Below are 17232 nucleotides of genomic sequence, written 5' to 3' on the forward strand. Positions count from 1 at the left end.
ATGAGCGTGACCGAGAGCATCAACGCGCCCAAAAACGCCCCGGGAACCGTGCCCGGATCGGCGACCGACGGCACCCGATTCACCGGGCAGGAGCTTGAGACCCTGCCCGGTGCGAAGGATGCCCTGACCCTGCTGGACGAGGCGGTTGCCGCCACTGGCGGTCAGAATCGTGCCGGTCAGCGCACCATGGTGGCGCATGTGGCGCAGGCTCTTGAACTGCAGCGTCACCTGCTGGTCCAGGCGGGTACCGGCACCGGTAAATCCCTGGGCTACCTGGTGCCTGCCCTGGCGCGGGTGGAGGAGTCAGACCAGCCGATTGTGGTTGCGACGGCGACCCTTGCCCTGCAGGCGCAGATCGTGAACCGCGATATTCCGCGTCTTCTACAAGCGCTGGAGCCGCGCCCGGAGTCGCAGGCGCAGGTTGCTCTGCTCAAAGGCCGCAATAACTACCTCTGCCTGCACAAGCTGGAGGGCGGCTACCCGGAAGACGAGCCGGATGCTCTCTTTGACATGCCTTCTTCAACTTCCCGCGTGGGTGAGGAAGTGGTGCGCCTGCGCGAGTGGGCTGACCGCACGGAGACCGGCGACCGTGACGAGCTGAAGCCCGGCGTCTCTGACCGCGCCTGGGCTCAGGTATCGGTCAGCGCCGCCGAGTGTTTGGGTCGCCGCTGTCCGCTGGTGGAAGAGTGCTTTAGCGAGATGGCGCGTGGCCGCGCCGCTGAGGCTGACATTGTCATTACGAACCATGCCCTGCTGGCGATTAACGCTTTTGAAGGCATGAAGGTTCTACCCGAACATGAGACGGTCATTATTGATGAGGCTCATGAGCTGGTGGACCGTGTGACCGGTGCCGTGTCTGGTTCTTTGACGGTTGCGATGGTTCGCCGTGCGGCACGTAGCGTGAAGAAGCATTCGAAGGCTGATTCCGGCGCACTGGAAATGGCTGCCGGCACCCTGGAGACTGCTTTCGAGGGTCTTGCTGAGGGCCTGTTGAAGGGCCTGGACGGTCGCCTTTTGACCGCTATTTCTGCGGTAAATGATGCCGCCCGCACCGCCCTGTCCGATACCAAACCGGACGGTCAGGACGTTGACGCTGGCCTGCAGATGGCGCGCTCGCGTGTCTCTGAGGTGCACGATATGAGTAGCCGCATTCTGGAGGCATCTGCTGAGCAGGACGTGCTGTGGATTTCTCGTCAGGGTGGCTGGGAGAACGGCCGCTACGTTGCTGCTTCCGATACCGACCCGGCGACCCTGAACATCGCCCCGTTGAGCGTCGGTCTGCAGTTGCGTGACGGACTGTTCGCTGACCGCACCGTGATTTTGACGAGTGCGACCCTAACGGTGGGTGACTCTTTTGATGTTGCAGCCGCCGCCCTGGGACTGCAGGGCGAGGGCGCGCCGCGCTGGACGAGCATCGACGTGGGTTCGCCTTTCGACTACCGCAAGCAGGGCATTATGTATGTTGCCGGGGATTTGAAACCTCCGGGATTTGGTGTGCATGAGGGTCAGCTGGAGCGTCTGCGTGAGCTGTGCGAGGCGTCGGAGGGCGGTGCCCTGGGCCTGTTCTCCTCGAAGCGTGCCGCCGAGCGTGCCGCCGAGTACATGCGTGAGCATAGCGACCTGAACGTTCTTCTGCAGGGTGAGTCTTCGCTCAAGGCTCTGGTGGAGGAGTTCAGCGAGGACGTTGACTCGTGCCTATTCGGCACGATGAGCCTATGGCAGGGCGTGGATGTTCCGGGTGACTCTTGCCGCCTGGTGGTGATGGACCGCATTCCGTTCCCGCGCCCGGATGACCCGATTGCGCAGGCGCGTACGCAGGCGGTGAACCGTCACCGCGGTAACGGCTTTATGGCGGTTTCTGCTCACCATGCGGCGATTCGTATGGCGCAGGGGGCGGGCCGCCTGATTCGTTCGGTGTCTGACCGCGGCGTGGTGGCTGTGCTGGATTCTCGTGTTGCGACTAAACGTTACGGCGGTTTCTTGATGAAGGCGATGCCGCCGATGTGGTCGACGCAGAATAAGGCAGCCGTGATGGGTGCGCTGGCTCGTCTTTCAGCAAGTATTGAGCGTTAGCTCGGGCGAGATCATTCCATGCCGCACCGCCGCTCCGCTTTGGGCTATAAATTTGGACATATAGGAATCATCCCGGTGATACGTGAACGTTCACGTATCACCGGGATGATTTCTATAGAGAGCTAAAAGGCCTAACGGTTATGTCTGTTAGAAGTCGTGCTATTTAGACCCAGCTGCTTTTAGAGGCTGCGCTGGTGAGAGCCCGCGTCTTCTAGAGACTGCGCAGCACGGAGACGACCTTACCCATGACGGTTGCGCGGTCACCCATAATCGGCTCGTAGTTAGAGTTGCGCGGCATGAGCCAGGTATGGCCGTCAACCTGACGGAACACCTTCACGGTTGCTTCATCGTCGAGCAGAGCGGCAACGATATCGCCGTTGTCTGCGGTGTGCTGCTCGCGGACAACCACCCAGTCGCCGTCGCAGATTGCGGCGTCAATCATGGAATCGCCCTTGACCTTGAGCATGAAGAGCTTGCCGTTACCTACCAGCTGGCGGGGCAGGGCAAGCACATCCTCCACGGACTGCTCGGCGGTGATGGGACCGCCCGCTGCAATTCGTCCAACCAGGGGAACGGGTACGAGGTCTTCATCGCCGACTTCGAAATTCGGCAGCTCGGGCAGGGACGAGGAGGAACTACCGTGGATGCCGACGCCGTTCTCATCCAGCACCTCAATGGCGCGGGGGAGCTTCGGGTCGCGGCGAATGTAGCCCATGGTCTCGAGACGACCGAGCTGGTGAGTGACCGAGGATAGGGATGCAAGACCCACCATGTCACCAATCTGGCGCATGGACGGCGGGTAACCCTTTTGTTCAATCTCGGTGCGGATCGCGTCAAGAATCTTCTGCTGGCGCGCGGTCAGCGCCGGACGGGGTGCTGTTGCCATTTCTTTTCCTTCGGTCTGTGCCCCGAATTCTGTATTCCGGTCTCTGTAGTCTGTTTGAGACACAGTCCGGTCGGGGCACGGATGGGTGCTTCACACGTTTTCCGATGGTGTCCTAAAGATTTTTTGGTTCTGCCGAAATGGGTCTTATCTCGTCAGGGGGTGGAGGAATTCTATCCGTGCCGGAGTGATACGCGGGCAACGAGTATGCGCCTCCGCCCTATAAAACTCACTCAGTAGCACCTGCATTTTGATACAGAACCAAGCTGTAACGGGTACAGAAACCTGCTGTGAGTAGGACTCATCAGGAGCGTGTGGAACGTCTCTTGACACCAGTGTAGAACACTACACCGAAAAACTCAAACAAATATTCTAGATTTTTTCTTCGAAGCTCGAAGAAATTTTTAGTACATATCTGCTATACTTTAGAATAAAATTTCGTATATACTCTTGAATCTCTCCTGAAACTCAGGATTTGCGGGTGAATGTTCGAAAAATATTCGAAGATTCGGTCCGGAGTCTTCCAGGAGGGGCGAGTGAATGAGTGTTCGAATGTATTCGAATCCTCTGTCTCTCTTCGCACTATCTACCCCGGATGCTCTAGGGGTCATCTGGCGAAGAGAGAGCGCAGGGGGATGGGGGTGCTGGGGCGACCCAACGCAACCCGGTGTATCCGGTGCTCTGACCTAACTAGAGAATAGCTATCCAATAGTTATTGCTTAACAATCACCACTCCATAGTTATCACTCAACTAGGACCTCCGAGCGGGTATCGCTCGGCATTGCTAGACCCGCGGGGTAACCCCGGGGCGAGCTGAGAGAAAGGAACCACAATGACTCTTGCAGCACCTATTGCTTCTCGTGGCACTTCTGCACACCTTCCGGCAGGTTTGGTGGTACTTCACCCCGCCCGCACTGTGTCCGCCCGCACCGTGCAGGGGCGTTCTCGTGTGCCTGCATCTTCGCAGTCTGTTCGCTCTTCTCGTGCGGTTCATGCACCCCGCCCTGTGCCGGTGGCTCTGCCTACCCATGCTCCTGCCGTTTCTGCCACCGTTGCTTCCACTCAGGCGCCGGTTCGCTCTGTAGCTTCTGGTGTGCAGGCTGTCTCTGATCCACAGGCGCCTCGACTGAAGAGCGTTCTTCAGGCTAAGGGCGGCGAGCTTCTGCGCGCGATTCCCTCTTCTATCCGTCGTCTTGGTACTGTGCACGGTTTCCTGAAAGGGCTGCCTCTGCTGACTTTGGCGGTGCTGATTGTGCTCGGTGCTATTAGCTTCTTTGGCCCGGCGGCTTCTGCTTCCGTGGAGAACGCTTCGGCGACTCGAACCATCGTTGTGGTCAAGCACGGCGAGACCCTGTGGGATATTGCTCAGGCAGTGGATCCGCAAGGTGACACCCGTGATACTGTGGTTCGTATTATGGAGTTGAACTCGTTGACTAGCACCTCTGTTGATACCGGTCAGCATCTGGAAATTCCTCAGACTCAGCGCTAAGCATGGACCCGTGTGTGGTTGGCTTCTGCATGAGGTTGGTGTCTTGACTCCGAACTCTTCATCTCTCAAGCTAGAGCGCTTGAGCCAAATTCTTGAGCCTATGAAATAGGAGCGCACCGATGCCTGTTCCCGTTGAACCCACACCCGTCGAAACTGAATCTGTACAGAGTGCTCAGACCACTCGTCCTGTGGTTGCTGTTTTGGGGGAACCCGGAACTCGTGGCGCCCTGGTGAAGCTTCTTCAGAATGCGGGGGCTCAGGTTATCGTGACCGCTGTGCCCAATCAGTTGCGTGAGGCTGACGGAATGGTGGTTACCGGCGGTGCGAGCTCTCTCGAGGCGTACGAAGATCTGAAAGCTAAGGATGCTGAGCGCGTGATTGGTCGCCGTGTGGCTGGCGGTCGTCCGGTGTTGGTTGCCGGTGCAGCGTTGACTTGCCTCTTCGACTCCGTTACGGTGAAGCATCCGCAGACGGGGCAGATTCAGGTGCAGTGCATGGGGGAATGGCCCGGTGAGAGTGTGGAGCTTTCTACCCGCGACCTGGTGCCCGGTGTGTCTGCCCTGCGTTCTGCCTCGGATAGCGCGCTGCTCAAGGACCTTGAGGGTGAGGCTCACTTCAAATCTGAGCACGCCGTTTTTGAGTGGGCTTTTGATCAGAGCATTGAATATATTGCCCCTCCCGCGGTGACTTGGACTGTCACCGAACCTGCCTATATCGCGGCAGTTGAGAACGGTCCGCTGACGGCGGTGCAATTCTGCCCGGTGGAATCTGGCGAGCTGGGTGCGGAGTTTATGCGCCGCTGGGTTGCATCCCTGGCGGTGACTGGTCGCCTGTCTTCTGAGGGCTCCGCTACTGCTGCGGGAGGTAACTAATGTCTGCACCCATTCTTGAACTTCTGCCCGCTGTTGATATTTCTGAAGGCTACGCGGTGCGCCCGGTGGGCGGCACCCTCTCCGGTGGTGAGCAGCGCCTTGACCCTGTTGAGGCGGCTCTGACCTGGGTGAAGGCTGGTGCTCGCTGGATTCACCTGGTTGATCTTGATTTAGCGTTTGGTCGTGGCACGAATACTGAGGTTCTGGCTGAGGTGGTTGCCGCTGTCCGCGCTGAGAATGCCCGGATGACCGGCTCCGCTCCGGTTCGTGTTCAGGTCAGCGGCGGTGTGCGTAATGCTGAGAGTCTGGAGCGCGCCCTGAGCTTGAGCCCGGACCGTGTAAACGTGACTAGTGCGGCTCTGGCGGATTCTTCCTGGCTTGAAGGTGTTCTGGCTCGTTATGCCAATTCTGATCTTCTGGCTCTTGGCCTCGATGCCCGTTACAACCCCGAGCGGGGCTGGGTGACGGTGGCTCGCGGTACCGACTGGTCGGGTCCTGATTTGGCGGAGGCGCTGGCGTGGCTGGAGAGCGTGGGCGTGCGCCGCTATATCGTCACGGATGTCAGTAAGGACGGTTCTCTGGCGGGCCCCGGTGCGGAGCTGCTGGATGAGGTACTGGCTCAGACTGCCTGTCGGGTGGTGGCGTCTGGTGGTGTGGCGTCGCTGGCTGATCTTGTGAAGCTGCGTTCTGTTGTGCCTTCTGGTTTGGAGGGCGTGGTGCTTGGTAAGGCGCTGTATGTGGGTAACTTTAGTTTTGAGCAGGCTCTTGAGGCCGCTGGCTCCCGCTAAAGTTACCGCTCCGCTCAAATCCGAGTAGATTTCTTATCCGCATAGGTTTTATGTATGACGAAGCCCCACCTTCCTCAGCACAAGGGAGGCAGGGCTTCGTGATGACATACACCAGATACGGCTTAGTAGACCAACTGGTTTAGCGCACGTCCTGGCTTAGTGCACCAGTTTGGTTTAGTACACCGGGCCGGTGAGCTTTTCGCCGGGGCCCTTGCCGGGCTCGTCCGGGAAGGGGGACGCTTCGCGGAAGGCGAGCTGTAGGGTGCGCAGGCCGTCGCGCAAGGGTGCTGCGTGCTGGGAGCCGATTTCGGGTGCGGCGGCGGTGACGAGGCCTGCCAGTGCGGTGATAAGCTTGCGTGCTTCGTCGAGGTCCTTGAGGTCGTCAGCGTTTTCCTCGGCTGCCAGGCCGCACTTGACGGCTGCGGCGCTCATCATGTGGATGGCTGCGGAGCTGATGACTTCGATGGCGGGTACGTCTGCAATGTCGCGAAGCTGTTCGTTGACGGCTTCGACCTGCTCTTCGGTGAGTTCGGTGTGTCCGTGTACGGGGGTTTCTTCTTCCGCTGTGAAGCGGAAACTCGTGTTTTCAGTGCTCATAGTCCTAGAATCTCATATTTCGTTTGTTTCGGTAAATGCGTCCTTAAGCGTGACCGTCGGGCGAGCCACCTGCGCGATTTCCCGCAATTTTTATGGTGTTTTACGTCTAATTCCTTGCGTCTGTCGGGGATTCTACGGTATGGTTGTAGGCAGTTTGCAAGTGGAGCATGCCTCCCACCCGGTTGACCGCTGCAGGCGTTAGCTTGCGAGTTTTGAGGTGAACGGGTTTGTCCGCCGCTTTCGGCGTACGCTGGTTTGTGCCTCCGCTTGTGTAACTGCGGGGGCTTTTTTAGTGCCCGCAACGGATAGTATTCACGGGGAAACCCACAGAGCACAGGAGCTAGTCATTAGCGAACCACGCATTAACGATCGTATCCGCGTTCCCGAGGTCCGTCTTGTCGGTCCCGGTGGCGAGCAGGTAGGCGTTGTCCCTCTGAAGGACGCTCTGCGTCTGGCTGAGGACGCTGAACTCGACCTGGTCGAGGTTGCCCCGAACGCGAAGCCGCCCGTGTGCAAGCTCATGGATTACGGTAAGTACAAGTACGAAGCCGCAATCAAGGCTCGTGAATCCCGCAAGAAGCAGGTTAATGCCGTTCTGAAGGAGATCCGTTTCCGCCTGAAGATTGATACCCACGACTACGAAACCAAGGTTGGACACGCTCGTCGTTTCCTTTCCGGTGGTGACAAGGTCAAGGCAATGATTCAGTTCCGTGGTCGTGAGCAGCAGCGCCCCGAGATGGGTGTGCGTCTGCTGGAGCGTCTGGCGGCTGAGCTGGCTGAGGTGAGTACTGTTGAGTCTCGCCCCCGTCAGGATGGCCGTAACATGGTGATGGTTCTGGCTCCGCTTCGCGGTAAGGCAGAGGCTCGCCGTGAGCAGGGCGCCGGCGGTCGCAAGGGTCGCGAGCGTATTGACACGACCAAGGCGAAGCCCGTAACTAATTCTCTGGCAGACGCTATGCCTGCCGAGTTGAAGGCACAGGCTTCCGCCGAGTAGGGAACCGGGTCGTCACTTTAGGATGGGCACGCGCCTCCACCGTTGGGTGGGTGTTGCGGGTTCACCCGGTGCCGGTTCCGAGGCGCCTCCTCAGGGGTGCCTCATCTTTGGTCCTTGGGGCTGATGCGTCTATCGCTCAACCCCACTAAGCTACCCCGCCATTGTGGTGGGGGATGAATGTAAGGAGAACGGCAGCTATGCCGAAGCAGAAGACCCACTCTGGTGCTAAGAAGCGCTTCAAGCTCACCGGTAGCGGCAAGGTTAAGCGCCAGCAGGCGAACCGTCGCCACTACCTGGAGCACAAGTCCTCTCGTCTGACCCGTCGTCTGGCTTCTGACCAGATCGTTACCGGCGGCCAGGCAAAGGTTGTCAAGAAGATGCTGGGTAAGTAAGCACCGCTTACTCTCTGCACCTGGCGTACCGATAGCGGTGCGCACTGATTAAAGACTCGCTCCTGTTCAGCGTGATATGTGAGCTGTTCAGGACATAAGACGAAGGAGACACACGTGGCACGTGTGAAGCGCGCGGTTAACGCGCACAAGAAGCGCCGTACTATTCTCGATCGTGCATCCGGCTACCGCGGTCAGCGTTCTCGCCTGTACCGTAAGGCTAAGGAGCAGGTCACTCACTCGCTGGTTTACAGCTACGACCACCGTCGTAAGAAGAAGGGTGACTTCCGTCGCCTGTGGATTCAGCGTATCAACGCTGCTTCCCGCGCACAGGGCCTGACCTACAACCGCTTCATCCAGGGCCTGAAGGCTGCTGGTGTTGAGGTTGACCGCCGTATGCTGGCTGAGCTGGCTGTTAACGAGCCCGCTGCCTTCAACGCACTGGTTGAGATTGCTAAGAACAACCTGCCCGAGGACACCTCGGCTCCCAAGGCTTAATGAGCCTAGGTTGTGTTCTTACCTCGAAGATCTAGGTTCGGGGTAAGATGCGTAAGCGTCGTGAGCGGCCGTCTGCACTTTTGAGTGTGGGCGGCCGCTTTCTGCGTATCTGGGGGTTGCTTGAGTGACTGTTCTGCGTTTTTTGGGTGTGCCTTTGGCTGTGTACCCTTTAAGAGTGAACTTTTTTGAACGTATTAGTACCCCCGTTGTGATGTCCAATCCGCAGGCAGATCGTGTGCGTGATATTGCCAAGCTGCGTACCCGCGCTGCCCGCACGAAGAAGGGCCAGTTCCTGGTGGAAGGCCCGCAGGCTGTACGTGAGGCGCTGAAGGCGCATCTGAAGAAGCCGATTCTGGATGCTGTCTATGTTACGGAGGCGGCTTTTGACCGTCATGAGGATATTGCTGAGCTGCTGGAGCAGGTGTACGGCACCCCCACCCCGGAGGAGGGTCGCCGCGTCTTTATGCGTGTGGTGACCGACGAGGTGCTGGAGGCGATGGCTGATTCGGTGAGCCCGCAGGGTATTATTGCGGTTTCTTTTATGGTGGATGCGTCGTTCTCGCTGCTGTGGGGTGAGGGCGCGTTGAACCCGAAGCTGATTGCTGTGCTGTCTCGTGTGCAGGATCCGGGTAATGCGGGCACTATTCTTCGCGTGGCTGATGCGGCCGGTGCTGACCTGGTGATTACGACTAAGGGTTCGGTGGATTTGTATAACCCGAAGACGGTGCGTTCTACCGCGGGTTCGCTGTTCCATGTGCCGATTATTCAGGGCGTGCAGCTGGAGGATTTCGCGGAGGATGTGAAGTCTCAGGGTACTGCTGTGCTGGCTGCTGACGGCTATGGTGCTGTGAATCTGCAGGAGCTGAGTGAGTACACGGCGGCTCGTCGTGCCGGTGTGGAGGTGAGTGCCCCGTCCGGTGTGAAGGGCAATTTTGATCTTTCTAAGCCGACCATGTGGCTTTTCGGTAATGAGGCTCAGGGCCTGAATGCTGAGGAGAAGGCTGCCGCCACGATGCGCGTGGCGGTGCCTGTCTATGGTTCGGCTGAGTCTTTGAATGTGGGTACGGCTGCTGCTGTGTGTCTGTATGCTTCGGCGATGGCTCAGCGTGGTGTTTCTCGCTAGGGTTTATCTCGCTATATTTTTACGAGGTTTCGGGGCGGTTCGTAGTTGTGAAACAGTGGCGGGCCGCCTCGACCGTATAGGTTTGAGAATGCAGGATTAGGGCTGTAGAAAGGGAAATTATGTCTGCTCCTTCTGGTCATTCGGGTTCGGGCGCGATTGTTGCTGCGTTGGGTGCGAACCTGGGTATTGCGGTGCTGAAGTTTTTGGCTTTTGCGCTGACTCGTTCCTCGTCGATGCTGGCGGAGGGTATCCATTCGGTGGCTGATTCCGGTAATCAGGTGTTGCTTCTGGTGGGCGGTCGTGCTTCGCAGAAGCAAGCTGATGAGGAGCACCCGTTTGGTTATGGCCGTAATCGCTATATTTACGCGTTTATTGTGTCGATTATTATCTTTGCCCTGGGTGGCTTATTTGCTCTGTATGAGGGGTATGAGAAGCTACATGACCCGCACGGTATTACTGAGTGGCAGTGGGTTCCGGTGGCTGTTCTGGTGGGTTCGATTCTGCTGGAGGGTAATTCGTTCCGCGTGGCGGTGAAGGAGTCGCGTGAGCTGAAGGGCAAGCAGAGCTGGATGCGTTTCTTGCGTACTTCGAAGAACCCGGAGCTTCCGGTTCTTCTGCTGGAGGATGCGGGTGCGTTGCTGGGTCTGATGTTTGCGCTCTTCGGTGTGGGTATGACCTTGCTGACCGGTAACGGTCTGTGGGATGCGTTCGGTACGCTGGCTATCGGTGTGCTGCTAGTCTTTATCGCTGTGTTCCTTGCCGTGGAGATGAAGTCGCTGATTTTGGGTGAGGCTGCTTCTGCTGAGGATTTGGCGAAGATCCGTGCAGCGATTGAGGATGGCGATAGCGAGCGCATTATCCATATTAAGACCGTGCACCTGGGTCCTGAGGAGATTCTGGTGGCGGCTAAGATCCGTATTCATGATGCTGATACTGGCCGCGCTGTGGCTGATGAGATTGATGCGGCTGAGGTTCGTATTCGCGAGGCTGTCCCTGCTGCCCGCATAATCTACCTGGAGCCGGATATTTTGCGGGCCGACGCCTAGATACTGGTTCCTTGGGGCGGCACCTGTGCTGGCGCCTCTTGTGGGCGTATCATACCGCGCAGACACAGCAGGTGAGGCATATCCACTTAAACACACAAACGTATAGGAGAGACGATTCATGACTGTCGAAATGGTGACTGACGGCTTGCTGAAGATTTTCTTCGGTCTGGTCATCATCCTGGTGTATCTACGCCTGACCCACCGTTCTCAGGCGGGGCACCAGACCCCGATTGATACCATCGGTAACTTTGTGATTGGTGGTCTGATTGGTGGTGTACTGTATAGCGAGCAGATTAGTCTGTTCTACTTCATCGTTTACCTGGTCTTTACGTTGTGTATGATTCAGCTGCTGAATGTGGCGACTTCGAAGATTCATTTTTTGCATATGGCGGTGCGTGAGCAGCGCGTGCCGGTCATTACTGATGGCGATATCGATATTAAGAGCTTCCAACAGTCCGACGTGGTACTTGACCCGATGCGTCTGGTAGCAGATCTGCGTGCGCAAGGTATTTACGACCTGGAAGAAATTGAGTTCGCTCAGATTGAGCTGAATGGCGCGCTGAGCGTGATTCGTAAGGGTGACGGTGTTCCAAACTTTACCCTGGTGGTGAAGGGAACCCTGGTGACTCGCGATATTGCGGATGCTCACAAGACTGAGGATTGGGTGCGTTTGCAGCTACGTGCAGCTAAGGTTGAGCTTGAGGATATCTTCCTTATGGAGTTTAAGAACGGCAACCGCTTGCTGATTCTGCTGAACGACGGCACTAATATTCGCCGTGAGGTGGTAGAAACCTCGAATATGAATGACGAGGAAGAAGAGTGGAAGGCAGGCATCGAGAAAACTGATAAACAGCAGGACGGCAATTCTGAGGACATGGATAAGGCTACTGACGCTCAGGTGGCCCCTAAGGAGAAGAAGGAGCAGTAGTGTCTACCTCTAACCAGGTGCCCGAACACTTTGAAGTGCAGGTGGTAGGTGCAGCAGTTTTGGATTCTTTCAAGAATCCCACCCGCCTGCTGATTGCCCAACGCTCGGCGCCACCCATCCTGGCGGGCCTCTGGGAATTTCCCGGTGGGAAGGTCGAGGCGGCAGAGAGCTGCGAGCAGGCTCTGGCGCGTGAGCTGAGTGAGGAACTGGGCGTACGGATTCTTGTGGGTGCTGAGGTGCCCGGACCGCACGTTCAAGGTTGGCCACTAAACGAGCGCCTGGCGATGCGTGTGTTCTTTGCTGAGATTTTTTCTGGTACTCCGGATACTTTGGAAGATCACAGTGCTCTGCGGTGGATGCCGCTACCGAACTCTAGGGATAACGCGCAGGCGTATGATGATTTGCTGGGTTTGCCGTGGATTCCGGCGGATTTGCCGATTGTTGTGGCTCTTCTTCAGCAATTACAGGATGCAGGTGTTGGCGAGGCATAATCCTAATGCCGTAGTGCTAAGACTCTGTGTTAGTTTGGTGTAAGGCTAATTCCCGTTGTGTAACAAGTTCGCGGCGGTAACAGGATAAATTTTCTCTATCTTTTTTGACACTGTTTGAAGGTGGGATTCCCTGTGGGGAGTCCCGCCTTTATTCATGTTTTAAGGGTGATTTATGCGCCATGTGATCCTGACTTGCGTGTTTATTAGGGTGTTTATTCAAAGTGCGTAAAGTTATGGCGACAGGTCGTGTCTAAGAACCGGCACCGTAAAGATATAGGCGATTTTAGGCATGTGTAGCCCCATCAGCCGGGATGCAATCTAGCACCAATCACCGTATGTTTATTAGGTAAGAGAAAACTAACTAATTGGTGATACTGAGATGAACTTTTGGGGGCCTTCCTCGGAAACTTTTTGATTGGCCTACGTGAGGGCCTCGAAGCGGCTCTGGTCGTAGGTATCCTGCTCGCCTACATCCGCAAAACGCAGCGCACCCACCTGCTGGCCACGATGTGGGCTGGCGTCAGTGTGGCGGTGCTGCTGTCCCTCAGCTTCGGCGCCCTGCTGACCTTCGGCCCCCAAACCCTCACCTTCGAAGCGCAGGAAGCCATCGGTGGTTCCCTGTCCATCATTTCGGTTGGCTTCGTCACCTGGATGATTTTCTGGATGGCTGAAAACGCCCGCATGCTCTCCGCCGAGCTCAAGGGCAAACTGGACGCTGTGCAGACCAGCGTCTGGGCTGTGGTTCTGCTGGCAGCGCTCTCCGTGGGCCGTGAAAGCTTGGAGACCACTCTCTTTATCTGGTCGGCTACCCGCACCTCCGGTCAGGAGGCTAACGCAATCCCCATGCTCGGTGCGCTGGTCGGTATCGCAATCGCTGTTGTCATGGCGTGGGGCATGATGCGCGGCATGATGCGTATTAACCTCTCCCGATTCTTCACGATTACCGGCGCGTTCCTGGTCATTGTGGCGGCGGGCGTACTCTCGTACGGTATTCACGACCTGCAGGAGGCGGCTATCCTGCCGGGTCTGAACAACATCGCGTTTGAGTCCTACCGTTATATCGACCCGAGCAGTTTTGTTGGCACACTGCTGAAGGCTGTATTCAACCTGTCTTCGACCACCACCTGGCTTGAGGCGGGCGCCTGGATCCTGTACGTGGGCATTGTGATGCCGTTGTTTATCCGTGCGCAGCGTCCGGGGCTGAAGGCATCGGCTAAGAAGCCGGAAGACGAAAAGGCTGCAGCCTAATAGACGGCGTCCTCAACCGAAACTAGCCTCCACATTGTCAGGGAAGCACCCTTAGATTTTTGCGGCAATGACTGGCCGCGAACCCTCACTATTCATTCATATATTTACCCTTCACGGGACCATACATAAGGAGAATCAATGCGTAAGACTCTCGCCTCCGCTGGCGCACTGCTGTCGGTTGGTGCCCTCGCCCTGACCGGTTGCACCCCGAACAATCAGAACGTGGCATCCTCCGCTTCGGGATCTGCGGCGTCCGATGGTGTCATTAACGTCAGCGCTAGCGACACTGCATGCAAGCTCTCGGTGACCACTGCGAAGGCTGGCAAGGTGACTTTTAAAGTCAAAAATGAGGGCACTAAGGTCAACGAGTTCTATGTGCTTGGCTCTGACGGTCTGCGCATTATCTCCGAGGTGGAGAATATCGGTCCGAACCTCAGCCGCGACCTGACCGTGGAACTGAGTGAGGGCAGCTACAAGACTGCGTGCAAGCCCGGCATGGTGGGTGACGGTATCCAGGGTAATTTCACCGTGACCAAGAACGAGAACGCAATCCCAATCTCCGCTGATGAGCAGGCCCTGCGCGATACCGCGGTTGCCCAGTACACCGCCTATGTCAAGGACCAGGTGGAGTCGTTGAAGACTAAGACTGAGCAGTTCGCTGAGCTGTACACCGCCGGTAAGGCGGAAGAAGCGAAGGCTCTGTACTCTTCCGCACGCCTGCACTACGAACGCATTGAGCCGGTGGCTGAGTCCTTCGGTGACCTGGACCCCGCCCTGGATGCACGTGAAACAGACGTGGAGGAGGGCAAGGAGTGGACCGGCTGGCACAAGATTGAGAAGGACCTGTGGCAGCCCACCGCTGAGAAGAATGGTGGTAAGGAATACACTCCGCTGACTGAGCAGGAGCGCGCTGAGCTGGCGAAGAAGCTTGTTGCTGACACTCAAAAGCTCTACGACGAGGTTCACTCCTCCGAGTTCAAGCTTGAGGCTTTCCAGATTTCTAACGGTGCCAAGGAACTGCTGGACGAAGTGGTAAACACCAAGATTAGCGGTGAGGAAGAAACCTGGTCGCACACCGACCTCTCCGACTTCCAGGGCAATATTGATGGTGCCCGCGTGGCCTACGAGGATGTTCTGCCGATTCTGAAGCAGAAGGACCCGAAGCTGGCGGAGGACATCGAGAAGAAATTCGACGCCGTGCAGAAGCTGCTGAACCACCACAAGAAGGGCAACGGTTTCGCTTCCTACGATGAGCTGACCAAGGAACAGGTGCGTGAGCTGTCCGATGCTGTCGAGGCGCTCTCCGAGCCGGTTTCGAAGATGACTGAGGTTGTGACCGGCGCGGGTACTAAGTAGTACCCTGCGGGTTGATACCTCACTGCGCTTGAATGCGGGTGATGCCGGGTGGGGACTACGGTTGATTCGTGTCTCTGCCCGGCACGGGCGCATTATTCATTATTCACACATCATACGAAAGGCCTTCCCATGCCTACCGAATCTAACCACCACACCCCGGAAATAGCCCCCGAAGCTAAGCCTGCGGGCACCTCCCGCCGCGGTGCTCTCGGTGCCGCACTGGCTGGTGCCGGTGCCTTGGGTGCCCTTGGCGCGCTCGCCGGCTGCTCCTCCAATTCCAGCGCGCAGACTTCTGCGAGTGCTTCCTCGACCGCTGTGAAAGATTCCCACTCGTTTTACGGGGAGCATCAGAGCGGCATCTCTACTGAGGTTCAGGACCGCATGTACTTTGCGGCGCTGAACCTGAAGACTACCGACCGTGATGAAATCCAGTCCCTGTTCAAGGAATGGAGTGCCGCTGCTGCGAAGCTGCAGGTGGGTGAGCTGGTGGGGGAGGACCGCTCCTATGAGGCGCCTCCTAAGGATACCGGCGAGGCGATGGACCTGTCTGCCGCGAACCTGACCCTCACCTTTGGGCTGGGTCGTAGCTTCTTCGTTGATGATGAGGGTAAGGATCGCTTTGGCTTTGCGAGCAAGCTCCCGGAGGCGCTGGTCCGCATCCCTCATATGACCGGTGATGCGCTGGAAGATAAGCGTAGCAACGGTGATATTTGCATTCAGGCTTGTGCGGATGACCCGCAGGTGGCGTTCCATGCGATTCGTAATCTGATTCGCATTGCTGGCGGTCGCGCTGTGGTGGCATGGAATCAGCAGGGCTTTGGTCGTACTTCTTCGACCTCGACGAGCCAGGTGACGGCTCGTAACCTGTTCGGTTTCAAGGACGGTACAAATAACCTGAAGGTGGAGAGCCCGAATCTGCTGAAGAAGCATGTGTGGACTTCTTCTGAGAATTCGGCGAATAGCCCGGCATGGATGGAGGGTGGTAGCTATCTGGCTGCTCGTCGTATCCGTATGAATATTGAGACGTGGGACCGCACTCGTCTGCGTGAGCAGGAGGAGATTGTGGGCCGCACTAAGGTCAGTGGCGCGCCGCTGTCTGGTGGTGACGAGTTCACGGCTCCTAACTTTTCGGAGAAGGGCCGCTCGGGTCCTCTGATTCCAGCAGATTCGCATATGCGTCTGATGCATCCTGACCAGAATCAGGGTGTGCAGATGTTGCGCCGCGGATTCAACTACACGGATGGTACTGATGAATTGGGCCGCCTGGATGCTGGTTTGTTCTTCATTGCGTACGTGTGCGATCCGCGCACGCATTTTATTCCGATGCTGAGCACGATGACTTCTTCGGATGCGTTGAGTGAGTATCTGCGTCATACCGGTAGTGGGCTGTTTGCGGTGCCTCCGGGTGTGAAGGATGAGAACGACTACATCTGTTCGGGTCTTTTCAGCTAGTGGATGTGTGGGACTAGCGCCTGCTTAGGCTTGCTAAGCGGCGTGTTTATGCTGTTGAAAGCAGGAGGTGCTGTCACTTCCTGCTTTCTCTTGTTAATGCGTGCACAGCCACTATTTTGCGGGTGTTGGGGGTGCCTGGATTGACTCTTTGTGGGTTTTTGTGAGGGAGGGGATTTTGTCATATATGGTTTCAACACGGGGGCATACTTTGGAAACCAACCGGTAGGCGGGTAGTATTGAGGGAGAAATCACATACGTATTGGGAGACAATGATGACTGCTCAACCCCCGTTTGATCCGGGTGCCTACCGCTCCGACGCGGTTCCCTCGGACACTCAAGCTATTTATATTCAGGAAGGCGGCGCTGAGCCGCGCGGAATTCTGTTCCACTCGCCGACCAAGCACCCGAAGATTCTGCGTCTGCAGGAGATTATGATTATCTCCGCACTGCTCTGCTTTATCCACGGTGTTATTTCCTCGTTGGCGCCGGGTAACTTGTCCCCGCTACATGGGCTGCCGCAGTTTGGTATTGTCGGCGGTATCGCTCTGCTGGTCGTCTCTGCGGTTGTGTACATCTGGGTGTACTTCACGATTCAGAAGGGCAAGCGTCAGGGCCTAACCGTCGGTCTGGTTTTTGCAATTCTGGGTGCGTTCGTGGCGATTATGTCTCTGATTGGTAATGTTATTGACGCTCAGCGCTACGGCTTTGTGCCCCTGTACGCGGCATGGTTCATTGCGAACGTGCTGTGGATTCGTGCTTCTTTCGACCCGGCTGTAAAGCAGGCTCTGAAGTAGAAGCACCCCTTCAACCCTATTGTTGAAAAGATATACTCTAGAACGCCCGGATGGATTATCCGGGCGTTCTGCTGTTTGCGCTTCCTTCTCTGGTCTAAAATGGATAGGATATGCGCCCGTCGCCTACCTTTGTTCCGCACCCTGTGCGGGCAGTCGGGAGAGAGCAGACGGTGCTGCCTAAGTTGTATAACGAGCCAGCCGGCATTCGGCC

Annotated in this window: 17 protein-coding genes; 15 read left to right on the top strand and 2 right to left on the bottom strand. The window is 57.1% G+C overall.

Going from position 1 to position 17232, the window contains the following annotated elements:
• Complete coding sequence (locus QFX05_RS07785; protein WP_279742160.1) at positions 1-2073, top strand: ATP-dependent DNA helicase; 2073 nt, start codon at positions 1-3, stop codon at positions 2071-2073.
• Between the two features lie 211 nt (positions 2074-2284).
• On the opposite strand, the gene lexA is transcribed toward QFX05_RS07785, so the two are convergent.
• On the bottom strand, positions 2285-2959 hold the full coding sequence (gene lexA / locus QFX05_RS07790; RefSeq protein ID WP_070614766.1) for a transcriptional repressor LexA: 675 nt from the start codon (positions 2957-2959) through the stop codon (positions 2285-2287).
• A gap of 829 nt (positions 2960-3788) precedes the next feature.
• Here lexA and QFX05_RS07795 point away from each other — a divergent pair.
• From QFX05_RS07795 to QFX05_RS07805, 3 genes are all read left to right on the top strand, one after another.
• A complete protein-coding gene (locus tag QFX05_RS07795; protein ID WP_279742161.1) occupies positions 3789-4445 on the top strand; it encodes a LysM peptidoglycan-binding domain-containing protein in 657 nt (218 codons plus the stop codon).
• A 119-nt stretch (positions 4446-4564) separates the two neighbouring features.
• Positions 4565-5317 carry an imidazole glycerol phosphate synthase gene (locus QFX05_RS07800; RefSeq protein WP_279742162.1) on the top strand — a complete coding sequence of 251 codons (753 nt, stop codon included), beginning with the start codon at positions 4565-4567 and terminating at the stop codon, positions 5315-5317.
• Complete coding sequence (locus QFX05_RS07805; protein WP_279742163.1) at positions 5317-6105, top strand: HisA/HisF-related TIM barrel protein; 789 nt, start codon at positions 5317-5319, stop codon at positions 6103-6105. The genes QFX05_RS07800 and QFX05_RS07805 overlap by 1 nt, the downstream gene beginning before the upstream one ends.
• A gap of 174 nt (positions 6106-6279) precedes the next feature.
• On the opposite strand, the gene QFX05_RS07810 is transcribed toward QFX05_RS07805, so the two are convergent.
• The gene (locus QFX05_RS07810; RefSeq protein WP_049345337.1) at positions 6280-6702 is read right to left on the bottom strand and encodes a DUF1844 domain-containing protein; all 423 of its coding nucleotides are present in this window, start codon (positions 6700-6702) and stop codon (positions 6280-6282) included.
• A gap of 292 nt (positions 6703-6994) precedes the next feature.
• Here QFX05_RS07810 and infC point away from each other — a divergent pair, with 292 nt between their 5' ends.
• The 11 genes from infC (at position 6995) to QFX05_RS07865 (ending at position 17021) form a co-directional block, all read left to right on the top strand.
• Positions 6995-7696, top strand: a complete 702-nt coding sequence (gene infC / locus QFX05_RS07815) for a translation initiation factor IF-3 (RefSeq protein WP_083294482.1) — start codon at positions 6995-6997, stop codon at positions 7694-7696.
• Between the two features lie 197 nt (positions 7697-7893).
• Positions 7894-8088, top strand: coding sequence for a 50S ribosomal protein L35 (gene rpmI / locus QFX05_RS07820; protein WP_004006287.1), 195 nt, complete (start codon positions 7894-7896; stop codon positions 8086-8088).
• A gap of 114 nt (positions 8089-8202) precedes the next feature.
• Positions 8203-8583: a 50S ribosomal protein L20 gene (gene rplT, locus QFX05_RS07825; RefSeq protein ID WP_005507127.1), complete on the top strand. Its 381-nt coding sequence runs from the start codon at positions 8203-8205 to the stop codon at positions 8581-8583.
• Positions 8584-8794: 211 nt separating this feature from the next.
• Positions 8795-9706, top strand: coding sequence for a TrmH family RNA methyltransferase (locus QFX05_RS07830; protein ID WP_279742180.1), 912 nt, complete (start codon positions 8795-8797; stop codon positions 9704-9706).
• A gap of 119 nt (positions 9707-9825) precedes the next feature.
• Entirely contained in the window at positions 9826-10752 is a 927-nt protein-coding gene (locus QFX05_RS07835; RefSeq protein WP_279742164.1) for a cation diffusion facilitator family transporter, read from the top strand.
• Between the two features lie 118 nt (positions 10753-10870).
• Positions 10871-11680, top strand: a complete 810-nt coding sequence (locus QFX05_RS07840) for a DUF421 domain-containing protein (RefSeq protein ID WP_279742165.1) — start codon at positions 10871-10873, stop codon at positions 11678-11680.
• A complete protein-coding gene (locus QFX05_RS07845) occupies positions 11680-12171 on the top strand; it encodes a (deoxy)nucleoside triphosphate pyrophosphohydrolase (protein ID WP_279742166.1) in 492 nt (163 codons plus the stop codon). The genes QFX05_RS07840 and QFX05_RS07845 overlap by 1 nt, the downstream gene beginning before the upstream one ends.
• 411 nt (positions 12172-12582) lie before the next feature.
• Positions 12583-13419, top strand: a complete 837-nt coding sequence (efeU, locus tag QFX05_RS07850; protein ID WP_279742167.1) for an iron uptake transporter permease EfeU — start codon at positions 12583-12585, stop codon at positions 13417-13419.
• Positions 13420-13557: 138 nt separating this feature from the next.
• Complete coding sequence (gene efeO / locus QFX05_RS07855; protein WP_279742168.1) at positions 13558-14775, top strand: iron uptake system protein EfeO; 1218 nt, start codon at positions 13558-13560, stop codon at positions 14773-14775.
• A 129-nt stretch (positions 14776-14904) separates the two neighbouring features.
• Positions 14905-16227 carry an iron uptake transporter deferrochelatase/peroxidase subunit gene (gene efeB, locus QFX05_RS07860; protein WP_279742169.1) on the top strand — a complete coding sequence of 441 codons (1323 nt, stop codon included), beginning with the start codon at positions 14905-14907 and terminating at the stop codon, positions 16225-16227.
• Between the two features lie 272 nt (positions 16228-16499).
• Positions 16500-17021 carry an ABC transporter ATPase gene (locus QFX05_RS07865; protein WP_279742170.1) on the top strand — a complete coding sequence of 174 codons (522 nt, stop codon included), beginning with the start codon at positions 16500-16502 and terminating at the stop codon, positions 17019-17021.
• Positions 17022-17232 lie beyond the last annotated feature (211 nt).

The sequence above is a fragment of the Rothia similimucilaginosa genome (genome assembly GCF_029850875.1).
Taxonomy (GTDB): domain Bacteria; phylum Actinomycetota; class Actinomycetes; order Actinomycetales; family Micrococcaceae; genus Rothia.